Origin of the sequence: Massilia rubra, from assembly GCF_011682065.1 — a bacterium.
GTDB classification, from domain to species: Bacteria; Pseudomonadota; Gammaproteobacteria; order Burkholderiales; family Burkholderiaceae_D; genus Telluria_A; species Telluria_A rubra.
Map to the genome: position 1 here is coordinate 21,404 of NZ_VUYU01000044.1, position 16,263 is coordinate 37,666.

General features: G+C 65.2%; 14 protein-coding genes. 1 reads left to right on the plus strand and 13 read right to left on the minus strand.

What is annotated here, in order from left to right:
- Positions 1 to 8: 8 nt before the first annotated feature.
- On the plus strand, positions 9 to 1,412 hold the full coding sequence (locus F0185_RS32765) for a DUF2867 domain-containing protein (RefSeq protein ID WP_370664103.1): 1,404 nt from the start codon (positions 9 to 11) through the stop codon (positions 1,410 to 1,412).
- A gap of 96 nt (positions 1,413 to 1,508) precedes the next feature.
- Here the strand turns inward: F0185_RS32765 and F0185_RS32770 are convergent, their stop codons facing one another.
- The 13 genes from F0185_RS32770 to F0185_RS32830 form a co-directional block, all read right to left on the minus strand.
- Entirely contained in the window at positions 1,509 to 1,760 is a 252-nt protein-coding gene (locus F0185_RS32770; RefSeq protein ID WP_167232646.1) for an Imm32 family immunity protein, read from the minus strand.
- A gap of 92 nt (positions 1,761 to 1,852) precedes the next feature.
- On the minus strand, positions 1,853 to 3,052 hold the full coding sequence (locus F0185_RS32775; RefSeq protein ID WP_167232682.1) for a DUF3322 domain-containing protein: 1,200 nt from the start codon (positions 3,050 to 3,052) through the stop codon (positions 1,853 to 1,855).
- Complete coding sequence (locus tag F0185_RS32780; protein ID WP_167232684.1) at positions 3,049 to 6,438, minus strand: ATP-binding protein; 3,390 nt, start codon at positions 6,436 to 6,438, stop codon at positions 3,049 to 3,051. Before F0185_RS32780 ends, F0185_RS32775 begins: the two co-directional genes overlap by 4 nt.
- Positions 6,435 to 7,043 (minus strand): DUF4194 domain-containing protein, encoded by a 609-nt coding sequence (locus F0185_RS32785; protein WP_167232686.1) that lies wholly within the window; start codon positions 7,041 to 7,043, stop codon positions 6,435 to 6,437. The genes F0185_RS32780 and F0185_RS32785 overlap by 4 nt, the downstream gene beginning before the upstream one ends.
- A complete protein-coding gene (locus F0185_RS32790) occupies positions 7,040 to 8,476 on the minus strand; it encodes a DUF3375 domain-containing protein (protein WP_167232688.1) in 1,437 nt (478 codons plus the stop codon). Before F0185_RS32790 ends, F0185_RS32785 begins: the two co-directional genes overlap by 4 nt.
- 60 nt (positions 8,477 to 8,536) lie before the next feature.
- On the minus strand, positions 8,537 to 9,532 hold the full coding sequence (locus F0185_RS32795; protein ID WP_223164622.1) for a phosphodiester glycosidase family protein: 996 nt from the start codon (positions 9,530 to 9,532) through the stop codon (positions 8,537 to 8,539).
- Positions 9,533 to 9,708: 176 nt separating this feature from the next.
- The gene (locus tag F0185_RS32800) at positions 9,709 to 11,118 is read right to left on the minus strand and encodes a sensor histidine kinase (protein WP_167232690.1); all 1,410 of its coding nucleotides are present in this window, start codon (positions 11,116 to 11,118) and stop codon (positions 9,709 to 9,711) included.
- A complete protein-coding gene (locus F0185_RS32805; RefSeq protein WP_167232692.1) occupies positions 11,115 to 11,780 on the minus strand; it encodes a response regulator transcription factor in 666 nt (221 codons plus the stop codon). Before F0185_RS32805 ends, F0185_RS32800 begins: the two co-directional genes overlap by 4 nt.
- 21 nt (positions 11,781 to 11,801) lie before the next feature.
- Complete coding sequence (locus F0185_RS32810) at positions 11,802 to 12,452, minus strand: tetratricopeptide repeat protein (protein WP_167232694.1); 651 nt, start codon at positions 12,450 to 12,452, stop codon at positions 11,802 to 11,804.
- Between the two features lie 30 nt (positions 12,453 to 12,482).
- Positions 12,483 to 13,283 (minus strand): SDR family oxidoreductase, encoded by an 801-nt coding sequence (locus F0185_RS32815; RefSeq protein ID WP_167232696.1) that lies wholly within the window; start codon positions 13,281 to 13,283, stop codon positions 12,483 to 12,485.
- Position 13,284: 1 nt separating this feature from the next.
- Positions 13,285 to 13,956, minus strand: a complete 672-nt coding sequence (locus F0185_RS32820) for an iron-containing redox enzyme family protein (RefSeq protein ID WP_167232698.1) — start codon at positions 13,954 to 13,956, stop codon at positions 13,285 to 13,287.
- On the minus strand, positions 13,953 to 15,419 hold the full coding sequence (locus F0185_RS32825; protein ID WP_167232700.1) for an AMP-binding protein: 1,467 nt from the start codon (positions 15,417 to 15,419) through the stop codon (positions 13,953 to 13,955). The genes F0185_RS32820 and F0185_RS32825 overlap by 4 nt, the downstream gene beginning before the upstream one ends.
- Positions 15,403 to 16,035: a thermostable hemolysin gene (locus tag F0185_RS32830; protein ID WP_167232702.1), complete on the minus strand. Its 633-nt coding sequence runs from the start codon at positions 16,033 to 16,035 to the stop codon at positions 15,403 to 15,405. Before F0185_RS32830 ends, F0185_RS32825 begins: the two co-directional genes overlap by 17 nt.
- Positions 16,036 to 16,263 lie beyond the last annotated feature (228 nt).

The following is a 16,263-nucleotide window of genomic DNA, read 5'->3' on the forward strand; positions in this document are numbered from 1 at the left end:
TCAAGGTTGTGCAAACCTTTCCTTCGGTTCGGATTCCGTCCAGCTCGGGCGGACTGCCGGTTGAAGTGTCGCTGATCGCGCAACTGGTGCACGGCTCGGGCAATCATTTGTTTGCCAGCGTATCGGCGCGACAACAGCAGCACCAGGAATTCGTCGACGAGCTCGACGAGCCATCGGCCAAGCTGGGCGGCACCGATTTCGACAAGGGCGATCCCACATCGCTGTATTCCTTCGTTGTCGGTCCGAAAGGGCATCCTTTCCACCGGCACGCCGGGCATCGCATTTTCACGGCCATTTCGGGCAGCGGCGGCGCGCAGCTGCGTTTTTCCAGCGCGTCCACGGCGCAAATCGATGAGGACCCGCAGAGTTTCCTGCGCGCGCTTCAATGCATCAATATTCCGCCCGATTGCATGTTCACGGTGCGCTTCGGCGGCGAGACCTGGCATCAGTTCGCCCCGCTCACGCGCAACAGTCCGCATCCGGTGTTTTTTGCGCTGTCCTGCCACACCAACGAGCTCGGCGGCGACTTGTCCGAGGAATTGCGGCAGCAGGTCATGGCGAACGAAGCCAGCATTCCCTCGCTGACCTCGCTGCTGCCGCAGGCAGTGGCCGATTTGCTCGATGCGGCCATGGCCAAAGGGCAAGTCGCCACGGTCGATTTGTCGCTGGAAGCGCCGCCGGGCACCTTGCAACGGGCAATGTGCTACACGGCACGCGGCAGCATCGGCACGATTCTCGGCAAATGGGGCGCATGGCGCCGCTCGAAAGGCTATGTGTCGCATCAGGGCGACGGCGCCGAAGTGCGCGAACTGGACGCCACGCCACCCGGTTCGCTGCTGCTCAAGCAATTCGAGGGAACGCCGTTTCATCATGAAGATACGTTCACCCTGACCATGCCGCTGGCGAATTTCCAGGAAAAGAATGCGGCGGCGCTGCTGACACGGCTGCTCGACGGCTTCATGGAAAATCCACCACGCGGCGTTACGCGCATGATGGCGGTGCGCAATGTGCTAGTGCGGCCGATGGGGCTGCGCACCTCGTCGCTGGGCTGCCCGGTATCGTCGCTGCTCTCGCCCGACAAGAGCCGGCTGTTCGCGAACCGCTTTCCGGTGCTCGAACAAGGCACGGACGAGCACAACACGCGCGCGCAGGTGGTGCTGGGGGCGGACGACAAGCATCTGTCGTTTCGCTCCTGCGTGGCGGCGCGCATCGTCAAGGGCGGTCAGGTGGAGTTCAGCCTGGGTTCGCGGGTGCGCTGCAAGAACCTGTTCGGGCGCTTTTACATGTGGGCGATCGACCGGACGCACCGCGCGTATGTGACGCCGACCATGCTGCGCATGGCTGTCGAGCATGCGAAGGTATCGGTGGTGGCAGATAGCATGGACGGCGCAGCGGTGATTTTTCCCCAGTAAACGCCACGGTCGGCTGGCGCAGGCGAGCGGAAACAGGGTCGCGCCGCCGCCCTGCGCGGCCAGCTGGCGGTCATCGTCCGGGGTAGGCTTGAAAAATCAGCGTTTCTTGGGCTCCGCGTGCACGATGATATCGACATGGTTATCGTAAGAAAACCCCTTGATCGTATCTTGTAAATGAACGTGACCAAATTGATTGGCCTCCATGTCATGTGCTGCACCGATAAGAAATATCGCAATGCGCCTGAGCGTATCCGGGTTCGCAAGAATCGTTATCTCATCGAGTTGCTTACTCTTTTTGCTGCCGGTTGCGGTTCCTGCAACCCTAAAACTACGCATCGTTTTCGTCATTTAAAACCCTGGGTTTTTAAGAATTCGTTCTCTGCACGGGTCACGCCTTCAATTCCCCTCGATAGCCCTGGCTCTGTGTACCGTCCGCGTCACTACAAGGCGGCCAATGCCTGCTGCACCCAGCCGTACGACAGGCGCTCCTGCTCCATCCGGATACGCTCGCCGAACACATCGTCGCGCAAGGCCTCGAACAGCGCCAGCTCGTCGCGCTCCAGTCTTGACGGCTGCCCGCCGAAGCGCTTGTCGGCGTCTTCCATCCCCCACAGCGCGCGGTGCGCCATCAGGGTCGCGCTATCCATCAGGATCGAGCGCGCATACGGGATGGCGCCGCGCAGGCGGTCCAGGATCGCGAAGCCATGCGTGTCGATATCGCCCCAGTAAAACACCTCGCGCGTGGCCAGCCAGCCTACGCCGGCCAGCCGCTCGACGCCGTAGCCGCCGCCGAAAATCACCATCGCGTCCGGCATCTGCGGAAACGCCAGGCCGTTGATTTCGTTCTCGGTGATGAAGACGCGCCGCACCTGCGTGTGCAGGGCCGCGAACTGCGCCAGCGGCACGGACAGGTCCGACAAGCCGCCAACGGCATGGGAAGGATCGAGCACCCGAAAGCGCAGCAGCGCCGGTTTGCCCAGTAATCCATAACGCGCTTCGAACTGGCGCGCGCCAAATGCGTTCGCATCGATGGCATCGGGCGGCAGCACCAGGTCGAGCAGCTCGGCCAGCATGGCTTTGCGCTTTTCGATGAATTTGCTGTCGACACCGGCGATGTCGAGCTGGCGCAGGTACAGGCCGGGGCGCGGGTGGGCGACGAACCATTCAAGGATCGCCAGGATGCGCGCCCACGCCTCGCTTTGCTCGAGCACCGCAAGCGCGCGCCGCGCCAGCCAGCCGGCCAGTTGCGGAAAGAGCTTGATGGTGGCGGCGACAATCTGGTCGAAGCGGCGCGCATCAAGCTGGCGCCCGATCAGGCGCAGGGCGTCCGCATCGCTGTCGAACACCACGCTGTCGGGAATGCGGTTACGCCCGAGCTGGCGGTGATTGATCTCGCGCCAGACGATCCGGTAGCCGTAGCCGCGCGCGCTTGTGCTGCCGGCGTCGAGTTCCCTGATCCATGCGCGTACCTCCTCGAAACGCTCGCCGGTTTGCGCCACGGTCGGCTGGCGCAGGCGCAGCTCGAGCGGGAACAGGGCCTCGCCGCCGACGCGCGCGGCCAGCAGGCGGCCATCGTCCCACAGGCGCTGGACCTGGGCGCGGATCGTCGCTGCGCTCGACCAGGCTGGCGCGGAGCTCATGCGGCACGCGCGCTGCGCTCGGCCTGGTACTGTTCGATCGTCAGGTAGCGCAGCTTCGACTGCCGTCCTTCTTCGCTGTGCACGAAGCCCAGGCCCGAGACGTACGGCTCGATGATGTGGATTTTTTGCAGCGGCGTGACGATCAGCAGTTGCAGGTTCATGCGCTTGAACAGTTCCAGTCCGTAGCGCGCCGATTCGTCGGAGCCGCGCCCGAAGGCTTCGTCGATGACCACGAAGCGGAAGGAGCGCGAGCGCACCACGCCCCATTCCAGGCCGAACTGGTAAGCCAGGCTGGCCGCCAGTACGGTGTAGGCCAGCTTTTCCTTCTGGCCGCCCGACTTGCCGCCGGCGTCGGTGTAGTGTTCGTGTTCGCGGCCGTCCTCGCGCCAGCGCTCGGACGCCGAGAACACGAACCAGTTGCGCACGTCGGTGACCTTGCGCGTCCAGCGCTTGTCCATCTCGGCCGTGCCTTCGCGACCGCGAAAGCGTTCGATGATGCGTTTGACCTGCAAGAACTTCGCTTCCGAATACTCTTCGTCGGCCGATCCGGTCAACGCGCCTTCGGTGCAGCTGCGCAGGTCTTGCTGGAAGTCGCGCAGGTCCGCGTCCAGATTGTTCTCCGCTTCGAGCGCGATGTAGCGGTTCGGGTTGTAGTCGATCTGGTGCAGCGAGGCGTTGATGGTGTCGATGCGCTCGCGGATGGTCTCGCGCTCGCGCTTGAGCTGCGACTGGAAGCCGGCGATCTCGCGGATCGTGTTTTCGTTGAGCAGTTCCTTGAAGCGCCCGGCGAAGCGCGGCAGGTCGTCGGCCTGCAAGACCGCCAGCATCTTGCGAAATTCGGCGGCGGCGTCGATGCTCACATCGACCTCGCGCGCGTCCAGCGGCCAGGCCTTGGTGTAGCTTTCCATGGCGCGGATGATGGCGTCGCGCAGGTTGCCGATTTTCTTCTGCTCCGCGTCGATCCGGTTTTGCAGTTCGTGGCGCATTTCTTTTTCGCGGTTCTCGCACGATTCGACCGTAAGCGTATGCTCGCCCAGCACCTCGGTACGCAAGGCGTCGAGCACGGGGAAATACCGCTCGCGCGCTTGCTCCGGCGTTGCATCGAGCAAGGTGGCGCAGTCGTCCAGGGCGGCCCCGGCCACTTCCAGCTTTTCGACCGTGCGTGCGTGCTCAATGGTGGCGTTGTTGAACTGCTCGTGTGTCACCACCTGCGCCTCGGTCAGCTCGGCGAATTGCTGCTCCAGGGTGCGCAGCAGGTCGGACGACGCGGCCAGTGCCTCCCGCTCGCGTTCGAGCGCGTCGATGCTGGACAGGAGCGGCTTCCAATCGAGTTCACTGAAATTGACGTAGGTCGCCAGTTGGTTCCAGTTGCCCAGCAAGGCGTTCTGGCGATCGACCTCGCCTTTCACCGAGGCGATCTTCGCGGCATGCGCCTGGATGCGGGTGGACAGGTCGCGTTCCTGCTTGGCCAGCGCGGCGATCTTGCCTTCGTTCGACCATCCCAGCACATAGCGCGAGCGGTCGTCGATGCGGTGACGGTCATCTTTTTCGTGGCGCTCGCCGCCGGCCTTGACCTGGCCGTTACGGGTGACGGCGCGCTTCTCGCGGCGGAACTGGTCGAGCGTGTCGCAGCAGGCGTGGTCGTAGCGGCGCGCCAGTTCGGCGTCGATCCAGCCGTAGAAGGGCGAGTCGGGCTTGATCGCCAATTTGCGCGCCAGCGCATCCGGGTGCAGGCCTTGGTGGTCGGCCGTGACGCTGGCGCGCACGCGGAAGTACACCAGCCGGTTGCCCAGGTTGGTCGTGTCGACCCAGTCCGCCACCGCCCGGTAATGCGCTTCCGGCACCAACAGCGACAGGCCGAAGCTGTGCAGCATGCGCTCGGCCGCGCCTTCCCATGCGCGTTCTTCCTCCCGCACCTGGATCAATTCTCCGATGAAGGGCAAGGCATCCGGTGCGATGCGCAGTGCGTCGCACAGCGCGGCGCGCAGGGCCAGCATCTGGCTGGTGATGTTGGAGCGGCGCTGGCGCAGCGATTCGAGTTCGGTGGTGATGGCGCCGTGCTGGTCGCGCAGTTCGTGCAGGCTTACGCCCGCCATCATCAACGTGTTTTGCGCGTCGTCGCGGCGCGCGATGCAGCCGGTCTTGCCGTCATCGATGGCGCGCCGGTTGGCGTCGAACACGCCCGCATCGGCCGCGCCGGGCAGGCCCACGGCCCCAGCGAGCGCGTTGTACACGTCAGAACGGCGCGTGCGTTCGTCGCGCATGGCTTGCAAGCGCTTGATCTCGCCCTTGATTTGCTCGATGCGGTTGCCGCCGTTGGCCGCGATGGCCTGCGCGATGTCGTCGCGCCGCAGCATCTGGTTGCGCTGTTCTTCCTTCAGGCGCTCGAGCCGCCCGGCCAGTTTGTCGCGCTCCGACTGCAGCAAGGCGATGCGTTTCTCGAGCAGCTCGCCTTTGAGATGGGCGAACCACGGGCGCAGCGCTTCGCGGCAACCGCGCAGCTGGCTGGCTTGTTCTTGCAGCACCTCGTGGCGGGTGCAGTCGTCCACCAGGGGCGTGAGCTGGTCGATCTGCAGCTTGGCCTTGAGCACCGCTTCGTGCGCGCGATTGAGGTCGTCGAAGTGGGCGATCAGGGCGCTGATGCGCGCCTCCACCGGAAAAGCTTCAAGCATGTGGTCGCGCACGAAGTCGGTCAGGTTGCCGACCGATTTCATCGACACCGTCTGGTGGAACAGGTCCATCGCCTGTTCGCTGGCGATGCCGAAACGGCGCCGGAAGTCGGCGCCGTACGGCGGAAAGCTCTCGTGCAGGGTGACGCCGGCCAGCGCGCGCAGGCGCTTGCGCAGTTGCGCGATATCGGTGCCGAAGCCGGCGAAGTGCTCGGCCACCGACAGCGCGCCATCGGCGACGACGTAAAAGCGTTCGGGCTGCCCGTGCGGATTCTTGAACCAGAACACCTGCGCCAGGGTGACGGTCTGGTCGAAGCCTTCGTTGTGGAACACGCCGAGGATCACCGAGTAGCTGTTGTGATCGCGCAGGGCGACGGCGCGCGCGGCCAGGCCGCTGTCGCCGCGCTCGGATTTGTAGTGGCCCATGACGTAGGTGCGCAGGCTGCGCTCGCGCGCGTCGGCGCCGGCCGCCTTGTTGTAGGCGATCTTCTGGGCCGGCACCAGCAAGGTGGTGATGGCGTCGACCAGGGTCGACTTGCCGGAGCCGATATCGCCGGTCAGCAGCATGTTGTCGCCACCCGGGTGCAGGCGCCAGACGCGTTCGTGGAAAGTGCCCCAGTTGAACACTTCGAAGTGGCGCAGCCGGAAGCCCGCGCGTTCGAGCGCCGGGTCGCCGCCATCGGTTGCGGGAATATCGACCACGGGCGCCTCGGTCATGCTTCCTCCTCGCCGCTGGCGGCGTGGGCGGCGTAAGCGGCCAGGCGCTGTTCGAAATCGGCCAACCATTGAGCGTCCACAAACGCCTTGAGGATGCGGCGCACTTCGAACTGGTTTTCCTGGCCGCGCAGGCGGTGCAAAAAGCCCAGCTCGACCACCTTGTTCAGGTGCGCATCCATGCGGTCGAGCAGGCGCGCTTCGTTGCCGGTCTGCGGCAAAAACAGGCGCACTTGTTCGGCGATCTGGTCACGGTCGATGACGAGGCGCGTTTCGCCGCCGGTGGCGTCGAATTCGGCCAGTTTCTTGCGCAGCAGGGCCAGGATCAGGCTGACCGGGTAACTGAGCTGGCGCCGCTGGACCAGGCGCGGCAGTTCCGGTTCGCCCGCCACCAAGGGGCGCTGGCGCAGGTAGGCGTAGCCTTCGGCGTCGTCGAGAATGAGTTCGAGGCCGATGGTGGCGGTGTAGTCGCGCACGCGCGCCTGCAGCTCCATCAGCGCCTGCCACAGGGCGCTGTCGGTGTCGCGGTACAGCACCGCCTGGAGCAGCGCGACCAGCAGCTGGCCGAGGCGGTTTTGATCGTTGGGAGTGGTCGGTTCAGGGTTCATGCCGCGTAAATGATAAGGGGGAGCGTAGCCTGGCGACGGCGCCCGGTGTCGTCAAGCCAGTCGACGATTTCAGACTGATTGTCGTCGATGGCGGCGTGCATGTCCTGGGTGGCCAGCTTGAGGTAGGTGGCCAGTTCGGCCAGGCCCTGCTCGATCGGATACTCGCGCGCCAGGGCGCCGAGCGAGACTTGCTGGCGCGTCTGGAGCGCGCGCCGGATGTTCGACATGAGGCGCAACTGGTCCACGTAGATTTGCTCGAACAGCGCGTCGGTCGCGATCTCGACGCCGTCGTCGCTGACGATCTGCTGCGTGATCTTCGGTTTGAACGGCGGATTGTACAGGGTGCGATCCATCGACATGGCCAGCGAGGGCGCCGCTTCGTCGATTTCCATGAAGGCGCGTTCATCGACCTGGCCGCGCAGGGCCAGGGCTTTCTGTTCGATGTCACGGATCAGTTGCATGATGCGGCGGTTTTCCAGCCAGGCCTGGTCGTCCAGGTAGCGCCGCAACTGTTCCGACAGGCGCGCGACGGTGCGCTGGGTGACTTCGCCGGCTTCGAGCCAGTCGTAGTGGATGCGCTGCAGGCGGGCGTCCGGCTGCAGCTCGCGCACCGGTCCGAGCTTGAGCACCGCGTCGAGCAGGCTGGTAAGTTCGTCCTGGCGCGAAGGGGACATCAACAGGTCCCAGAAGGCGCGGAAGCTGCGCCCTTCGTCGGTATCGGCGATCAGGTCGCGCTGGCCGAAGATCGCTTGCAGCAGTTCGCCCTTGCTGCCGTCCCAGGTGGCGATGTGTTCGCGCACCTGGCGGTCGAGCGTGCGAAAGTTGGTGTCGACCGCGCGGAAGTCCGACAGCAGGTCGCGCGCGGTGGCGGCCATTTGCAGGAAGCGCTCGCGCACCTGGGTCGGGTCCATCAATGCGAATTTGCCGGCGCTGATGTCGGCGATTTCGACATCGATGTCGGCCTTGCGGCGTTTCAGTTCGGCGATGCGGGCGCGCGGATCGAGCTCGCTGCCGTCGACAATCTGGTGCAGCAGGTCGAATACCGTCATCAGGCGCGACTCGGTGCCGATAAAGTCGCGCTGGCCGAGGTTCTGGAGCCATTCGAGCGCCTGCTCGGTGGCCGAGGCGAGGTCGTAGTGCGCTTCGTCGTCGCCGGGCGGGTAGTATTTGCGCAACCAGCCGCGTTCGTCGGAGGCCCAGTCGTCGAGGTAGGCCGTGGCCGCTTTGGGGAACAGGATTTCGCCGGCGCCTTGGTGCAGGTGGTACAGGTGGTCGTCCAGCTGCGACGCCAGTTGCTGACGGCCGATGGTGCGCTCGTTGGGCGCGACGAAACTCGCGTGCAGGAAGCTTGCGATCATTGCGGCGTTGTCGGCGGCGAGCAGGCGCCATGCGGGATGCGTGCGCCGCTGCGTTACGAGTTGCTGATAGTCCATCTCTATGGGAATTGGTTCGGCGTGAGCGACACTTTACCACCAAAGATTGCGCTGCCGGCGCTAGTCGCTCTTCGGCTCCACCGTCAGGACGACCGCCATCGCCCAGGTGGCGTCACTCAATGGCCATCTGAGCAGCTTGACCTGATTGTCCACCATCTGCGACTCCCACAAGGCGTACAGCTTGCGCTCGTAACCAGGAAAACGCACGCTCTGGCACGCCAGCGGTCCGCCATCGAGGTTGAGCGCGACTTTCAGGTCGAGCGGCGACTCCTTCAGGAATTGCGCCAGCCGTGCCAGCGAGAAGAATGCATCCCTGGTGGTACCGATGATGATGCGCCCCTGCCGGTCTTGCGCGACGAAACTGCGGTTGGCCAGCCAGCCGCTGTCGGTTTTCACGTGCGTCTGTCCATCGTCGCCGATCAGGAGTGGGTAAGAGACCATGGCGTTGCTGGCCCCGGCGAGTGCCTGCCGCCAGTTGCCGTCACGCAGGTCGCGCACGCCGGCGCCGTTCTGATCGGCGACGAAGGCGCCGGCGCGGGCGTTGTATTTGCTCGGCCCCATCACCGTTCCCTCGCTGATGAAGGGCGTGTCGGGCAAGCCTTTCAAGCCGAAGAAGCTGCCGTTGACGATCAGGCGCGCTTGCGGCACGGCGCGCTCCCATTCATCGATGCCCTTGTCGCCGGCCGGCGCATTGCGCACGACAAAGCGATACCGCGCCGAGTCGATGCGCGCCAGCAGGATGCGGTCGAGCTCGCGGCCGTCAACCATGACCGGCAGCTCGGCGACCTCGAACCCTTGTTCGCGTTCCTGCCAGGTCATCGGCCCGGCGCTCGCCGTTGGCACCGGGACGCTGAGCGCGACGCGCATCCCTGGCGACAGGCGCGCATCGTCAGGGTTGACATTAACCCAATAGGTGCCGCCGCGGCGTGCAAGTACATGGAAGCCATAGGCGCCGTTGCGCTCCCATATCCACCAGCAAATAGCCGCCACGGCAAGCAGCAACAAGGCCAGGATAGCCATCAGGCGGCGATGTTTCAGGATCGTTCTTTTGTTCACTTTTCACCCAATTTCCGGAGATGGCAACATTGCCCAAGCCGCCAAGATAGCCAGGCAGTGTGCAGCGCGCATGAAGCCAGTGTGAAGTTGGAACGATGTAATGAATTGCGGATAAAGAAGGGGACAAAAAAGACCGCTTGGCGCCAAACGACACGGGAGCGCGGGCGCAGCGCCGCTCAGGCGGCGCCGCCCGGCGCACCAGCCAGCGGCAGGGCGAGTTCGACCACGGTGCCACCGCCATTGTCCTTGCGGCGGATGGCGATCCGGGCGCCATGTTGCTGGGCGATTTCCTTGACGATCGCCAGCCCCAGTCCATGGCCGGAGGTGCGGTTCGCCGGTATCCGGTAGTACGGAGTGAAAATGCGCTCGAGTTCGGCTTCCGGGATGGAGGCGCCGTCGTTCGATACGCTCAGCAGCACTTGCGCGCCCTGGCGCACGATCAGCACCTGGATATCGCCGTCCGCCGCACCATGCACCGATGCATTGTCGATCAGGTTTTGCAGCAAGCGCCTGAGCTGGTGGCGATCGGCCAGGACCGTACAATCGTCGCGCGCCTCGAGGCCGATGTTCTGGCCGCGTTGCGAGAGCAGCGGTTCGAGCGTGCCGATGACATCGCAGCACACTTCCGTCAGCGAGGTGGCCTGGAAGGACGCCGCGTCGGCCTTGGCGGTGATGCGTCCCAGCGCCAGTAACTGTTCGGCCAGCTTGCTGGTGCGGCGCGCCGCCGTCAGCGCACTGACCAGCGAGCGCTCGCGTTCATCCGCACTGGCGGCGCGCAGGGCGTTTTCGATGTGCAGCTGCACGCCGGCGATCGGGGTGCGGATCTCGTGCGCGGCCGAATTGATGAAATACTGTTCGCGCTCGAAAGCCGCCTTCATACGCACCAGTAATTGATTCAGTTCCGTGACGATGGGCGCCAGTTCCACCGGCGTGGCCGGCAGCTCGATCAGGTCGAGCGACTCCGGCTGGCGCCCGGCGATGCGCCTGGCCAGTTCGCCCAGCGAGCGCATATTGTGGACCAGGACAACATTGACCGCCGCCAGCATCAGCAGGCCGCCGACCACGAGCGGCATCAGGATCGACAAGCCGATATCGTCGGCCATTTCCTGGCGTACCTCATCCTTCTCCGCCACCAGCACCCACACCTGGCCCGAGCGCAACGCGAATACCTGCCACAGTTGGCCGTCGATATTGTTCTTGCTAAAGCCCGCCGCCAGCCGGCCCAGCAAGGCGTCCGGCGCCGATGCGGACCTGGCCAGCAATGTGCCGTCGTTACCCCACACCTGGAAGGCAACCTTGGTTTCATAGCGGTGACCGTAGGTTTGCGGTTCGTCGTCGGTGGCGCTTTCGAGTTCCTTGGGCAGGGTGATCACCACCGGGCGGCTGACGGTGGCCGTGTCCAGCTGGTGTGCGACCAAGGCTTCGAGGACGCGCGCCGAGGTGGCCAGGCGGGCGCTGAACAGCTCTTCCGACTCGCGCCGCGCCACCGCGTGCGCGCCCGCCCCGATGCCGCCGAAAATGAGCAGCATGCAAGCCAGGGTGGCCACCACCATGCGCCGGCGCAGGGAATACAGCTTGCCGCTCATGCGCTCGCCAGACCGATGCGGTAGCCGACCCCGCGCACGGTCTTGATCACCGCCGGCGTCAGTTTCCTGCGGATGTGATGGACGTGCACGTCGATGGTATTGCTTTCCACCCCCTCCCCCCATCCGTACAAGGCGTCCTCGAGCTGGGCGCGGGTAAATACCCGCTGCGGACTTTCCGCCATTTTTTTGAGCAGCATGAATTCGAGCCGCTGCAACTCGATCGCCTGGCCCTGCCAGCTCACGCTCAGGCTTTCCATGTCGAGCCTGAGCTCGCCGAGCTGGAGTTGATTGACGGGCTTGCCATTGCTGCGTCGCATCAGCACGCGCAGGCGCGCCAGCAATTCCTCGAGCTCGAACGGCTTGGTCAGGTAATCGTCGGCCCCCAGGTCGAGCCCCAGGATGCGGTCGCGCGTGGCGTCGCGCGCCGACAGGATCAGCACCGGCATGGCGTCGCCGCGCGCGCGCATGGCCTTGAGCACGGCGGTCCCGTCCAGCTTGGGCAAGCCGAGGTCGAGCACCATCAGGGCAAACTGGTTGTTGGCCAGCGCCTCGAGCGCCGCTTCGCCGCTGCGGACGTGCTCGACCGTATAGTGGGCGCGGTGCAGCGCGAGCTGCAATCCGGAGGCGAGCAAATCGTCATCTTCCACCAGCAGGATTCTCACCAGGACATGCTCCTTCTCGGCTTACTTGCGTTTTGCGGCAATTTTTTCGAGCAGTTGTTCAACTTCCTTGCGCCGCCCCTCGTCGGCCAGCTTGCGGCCCGGGCGGGGCGGGGCTTGCAGGGCCTTGCGCAGCGCGCGCTCGGCATTGTCGAGATCGCCCTTGCGGAACAGGTAGTCCCCGTAAAAATAGTTCGGATCGACGCCCTCGGGATTGACCGCCAGCCCCTTCTTGAGCAATTCCAGCGCCTTCTTGTCGTCACCGAAGCCGACCGGCCAGCCCGGTACCTGATAATACAGTGAACCGAGGCTGGTGTAAGCCGAACCGGACAGCGCGTCGGGATTGATCGCCAGCGCCTGCTCGAGAATCTTGCGGGCCGACTTGGCATGCGACAGCCCGCCCAGCCCGCCCTTGGCGCCGGCATAGGTCGACTCGACGATGGCCTGCCAGATCAGCACGTCGGCGCTGTTCGGATTTTGTGCGGCGAACTTGCCCGCTTCGAGGGCCAGGCGTTCGAACTGGGCTTCCTGGTCGGCGGCCGGCAGTTGGTACTTGATGCGCTCCCATTCGTGCTGCAGGGTGGCGACATCCTCGGGGACGCCGGCGTGCGCCGGGGCGAGGGCGAACAGGCAGGCGCAGATGGCGCCGCCGAGCATGGTGCGAACGTTTTGCATGAGAATTCTCCCGATGGAAAGTGACAGGGTCTATTTGGGCAAGTGCTTGCGGATGAGCGGCAACTGGGCGCGGATGGCGCCGTCGGGCAGCGCCGGCAAGAGTTTGTTCAAGAGGATGAAAAAGCGTTCCTTGGCCCCCAGCGTGCGTTCCCAGCCACGCCCCTGGAGAAAGGCGAGGAAGGCGGCGGCGACGTGCTGGGGGCTGTCTTCGGCGGTGGCCAGTTCGCGGTTCATGGCGTTGACGGCCGTGCTGTTGATCGCGGTACGGGTGGCGCGCGGGGCAAAATGGCGGACCTCGACGCTGGTGTCGGCCAGTTCGCGCCGCAGCGCCTGGCTGAAACCGCGCAGCCCGGACTTGCCTGCGCAATATGCCGCGAAGCCGGGATAGCCGATCAGCCCGAAGACCGAGCCGATGTTGACGATCTGCGCGCGCGGCGCCGCCAGCAGCAGCGGCAGCAACTGGCGCGTCAGCAGCATCGGCGCCAGCAGGTTGGTGTCGAGCATATGCCGGATGACGTCGCCGGACTGGGTGGCGAAGGCATGGAAATCGCTGACGCCGGCATTGTTGATGAGCAGGTTCAGGCCGCCCAGGCGTTGCGCCAGCGCCGCAATCTCGGCCAGGGTGGCGGCCTCGCCCAGGTCGCCGCAAACGATATGCACCTGGGCTGGTTGCAACGCGTGGCGCAGCGCCTCGAGCGGCGCCGCCTGGCGTCCGACCAGGATCAGCCATTGCGCATGCGGCGCCAGTTGCCTGGCGATGGCGCCGCCGATGCCGCCGCTGGCGCCGGTCAGCACGGCGCGGTACGGCGCGCCCGGGAAGGTGGCGTCCATCTCAGGCCACGTCGAACAGGGCCTGGCCGCTCGGCAGGCTGCGGAAGATGTCGCCGTACAGGCGATACATCATGCGCGCACTGTGCACCACGGCGCGCTGGTCCTCGGCATCGTCGAGACGGTTCATGAGGCCCTCGAAAAAGGCCACGTGCTCGATGTCGAGGCTGCCGTGCGAGCTGAGGTAGCTGAACGCCTGCGGCGGCAAGCCCAGCACGCCCTGGATGGTATCGGCGGCGTGGGTGGCCAGGGCCGTGCTGGTGCCTTCGAGCACGTGCACCATGCCGAAAAAGCTGGCCGGGTTGCCACGGTCGATCTGGTGATAGGCATACGCCACCATCAACTCGGTGCTGGCGTGCGGCTGGGCATGGCGCACCTGCTCGGCATCGCCACCGCAGGCGGTGATGTCGGACAGTATCCATTCCTGGTGGCCGAGCTCCTCTTCCACATATTCGGCGATCGCATTGCGCAGCCATTCGTGCTTGCCGTCGAGACGGCTTCCGCAAGCCATCAGCAGGGGCACGGTATGCTTGACGTGGTGATAGGCCTGGCCCAGGAAAGCGCGGTACTGGGCCAGCGTGATGTCGCCGCGCAGCGCGTCCTGAATGACCGGGATGGAAAACAAGGCCTGGCGTTCAGCCTCGGTGCTGGCTTGAAGGGTGTCGAAAAAGTTCATGTGGTCTGCTCCGCGGGAGTGAAAAGAGAGGCGATTTGCTGCTGGAAGTGCAGGTGGATGGCGGGCCGGCGCGGACGTCCGTTGGCGGTGACGAGGCCGTCGGCGCTGCTCATGGGCGGCACCGGCATCCAGCGCAGCACCCGGGCGTAGTCGGGCAGGTCGGCATTGGCCTGGTCGACCGCAGCCTGGATCTGTTCACGGCCAAGCTGGGCCGACAAGGGCACGATCAGCGCGCCGAGGCTGGCCTGGCCATCGCCGACCACGACGGCCTGGGCAATGCGGCCGGTGCCGAGCAGGGCGGCCTCGGGCCATTCGGGCGAGACGTTGCGGCCGAAACCGGTGATCAGGATGTCTTTCTTGCGGCCATCGATAAACAGGAAACCGTCGGCGTCGAGATGGCCCAGGTCGCCCGTACCCAGCCACGCGCCGGAAGTGGCGGCTTGTCCCAGGTAGCGGGCCCGGGCGCCACCGACTTCGATTTCGCCGTCGGCGGCGATGCGCAACTGGCGATGCGCCAGCGGGCGGCCGACGCTGCCTTCGCGTTCGGCGCCGGGCAGGTTGAGCGCGACCACCGAACTGCATTCGGACAGGCCGTAACCCTCGTACACGGGAAAACCCTTGGCGCGCGCCGTGCGAATCAGGCGCGCCGGTGTCTTGGCGCCGCCCACCGCCACGAATTTGAGCGACCGGATCCTCGGTTCGTCCGGCGCCGCCACGGCCACCAGCGCCTGCAACATCTGCGGCAGCAGGATAATGCTGTTGGCCTGGTAGCGTGCGATGGCATCAAGGCACACTTGCGGGTCGAACTGGCTGGCGCCGAGCAGGCCGGTCTCGGCCAAGGGTGGGCAGATCGTGGTCGCGCCGCTGAGCATGGCGGTGTACGGACCGGCGATATTTTCCAGCAGCACGGCGAATGGCAGCAGGCAGAGGTGGCGCTCGACGCCGAGCCGGCACAGGCCGTCATGCAGGGCGCGCGCCACTTCCCATTGCTGGCCGGTACTGAGGCACACGCCTTTCGGGGTCGAGGTCGTGCCCGAGGTAAAGGTGATCTTCTGGACGTCATCCGGCAGGGGCAGGTGCGCGCGCAGCGGGCCTTCGCACAAGCGCAGCTCCCCTTCGCACGCGACGGCATCGGGAAAACCGAGCGCGCCGGCCTGCTGCGGCTGGGCACAGAAAATGGATTGCACACCGCTCTCGGCGATCACATGCATCCATTGGCCGGGGGTAAAGAACAAGGGCAAGGGAACCAGGGTGATGCCCAGTTCCTGCGTGCACAGGTCGATTGCCAGCCAGTCGGGGCAATTGTCGGCCAGGATGGCGACCGGCGCGCGCGGCGCGCGGCGCGCCAGCAGCGCCATGCGCAACTGGGCGATACGCTGCTGCAGCGCCGGGCGCGACCAGGTTTGCGTCCCCGACTGTATCAGGGGCAAGGTAGCGGGGAGGGAATCAAGCAAGTTGTGCATAGCCGTAACGGATGTCGCCAAACATCACCTGTGGTTGCGTGTTGTAGTAGGTACCCCAGTCCTTGCCGCTATCGGGCAGGCGGCGAGGGTCGGCCTCGGCAAGCCAATTCGGCTTGAGGCGCAGGCGGGTGAAGGAATTGAGCAGGCTCGGGGTGGCGGTAAATGCCACCCAGTGCAAGTCTTGGCTGTGCAGCATGCGGGTGACACTGACGATCAGCGCGCGCGCCGCGCCCGCATGGTCCGCCGCCAGGTTGCCGACTTCGACCACCTGGTTGCGGTCGATGCGCTGGCCGACGCGCTCGCCGATGGCCAGCTCCAGGGGGGCGTCGAGGTAATGTTCGAGAAAAACCGGACCGTCGGCGGCGAGCGAAAAGCCGAGTCCGGCAATCCAGCAGCCATCGGCACCGCGGCAACCGATCAGGGTATCGCTGAAGTGACTCACCTCGGCCGCGTACGATTGGCGGAAAGTGGCGGCGATGAAGTCTTGCAGGCCGGCGCGGCCGGCGGCCCCGGGGAGCAGGTATTCGATCTGGTATGCGGGGCGCACCTTTGCAGCCGGCGGCGGCTCGGTGCTGATCGGGACCCATGATGGGCTTGATGCCAGTTGCAGCGACATGATCTTCTCCTGATGAGCTTCGGTCAGGAGGAGAATATGCAATGAAGATTAACGCCAGATTAACCACGCCACAGTCGGCTGAAGGAGGCGCGTGCGGACGAAAAAAAACCCCGGTTTGCACCAGCGCGATCTTGAACGCGCTTGGGCTTACCGGGGTCTTTCTCTTATAACTAGCCTGACGATGACCTACTTTCACACTGGTTGCAGCACTATCATCGGCGTAAAATC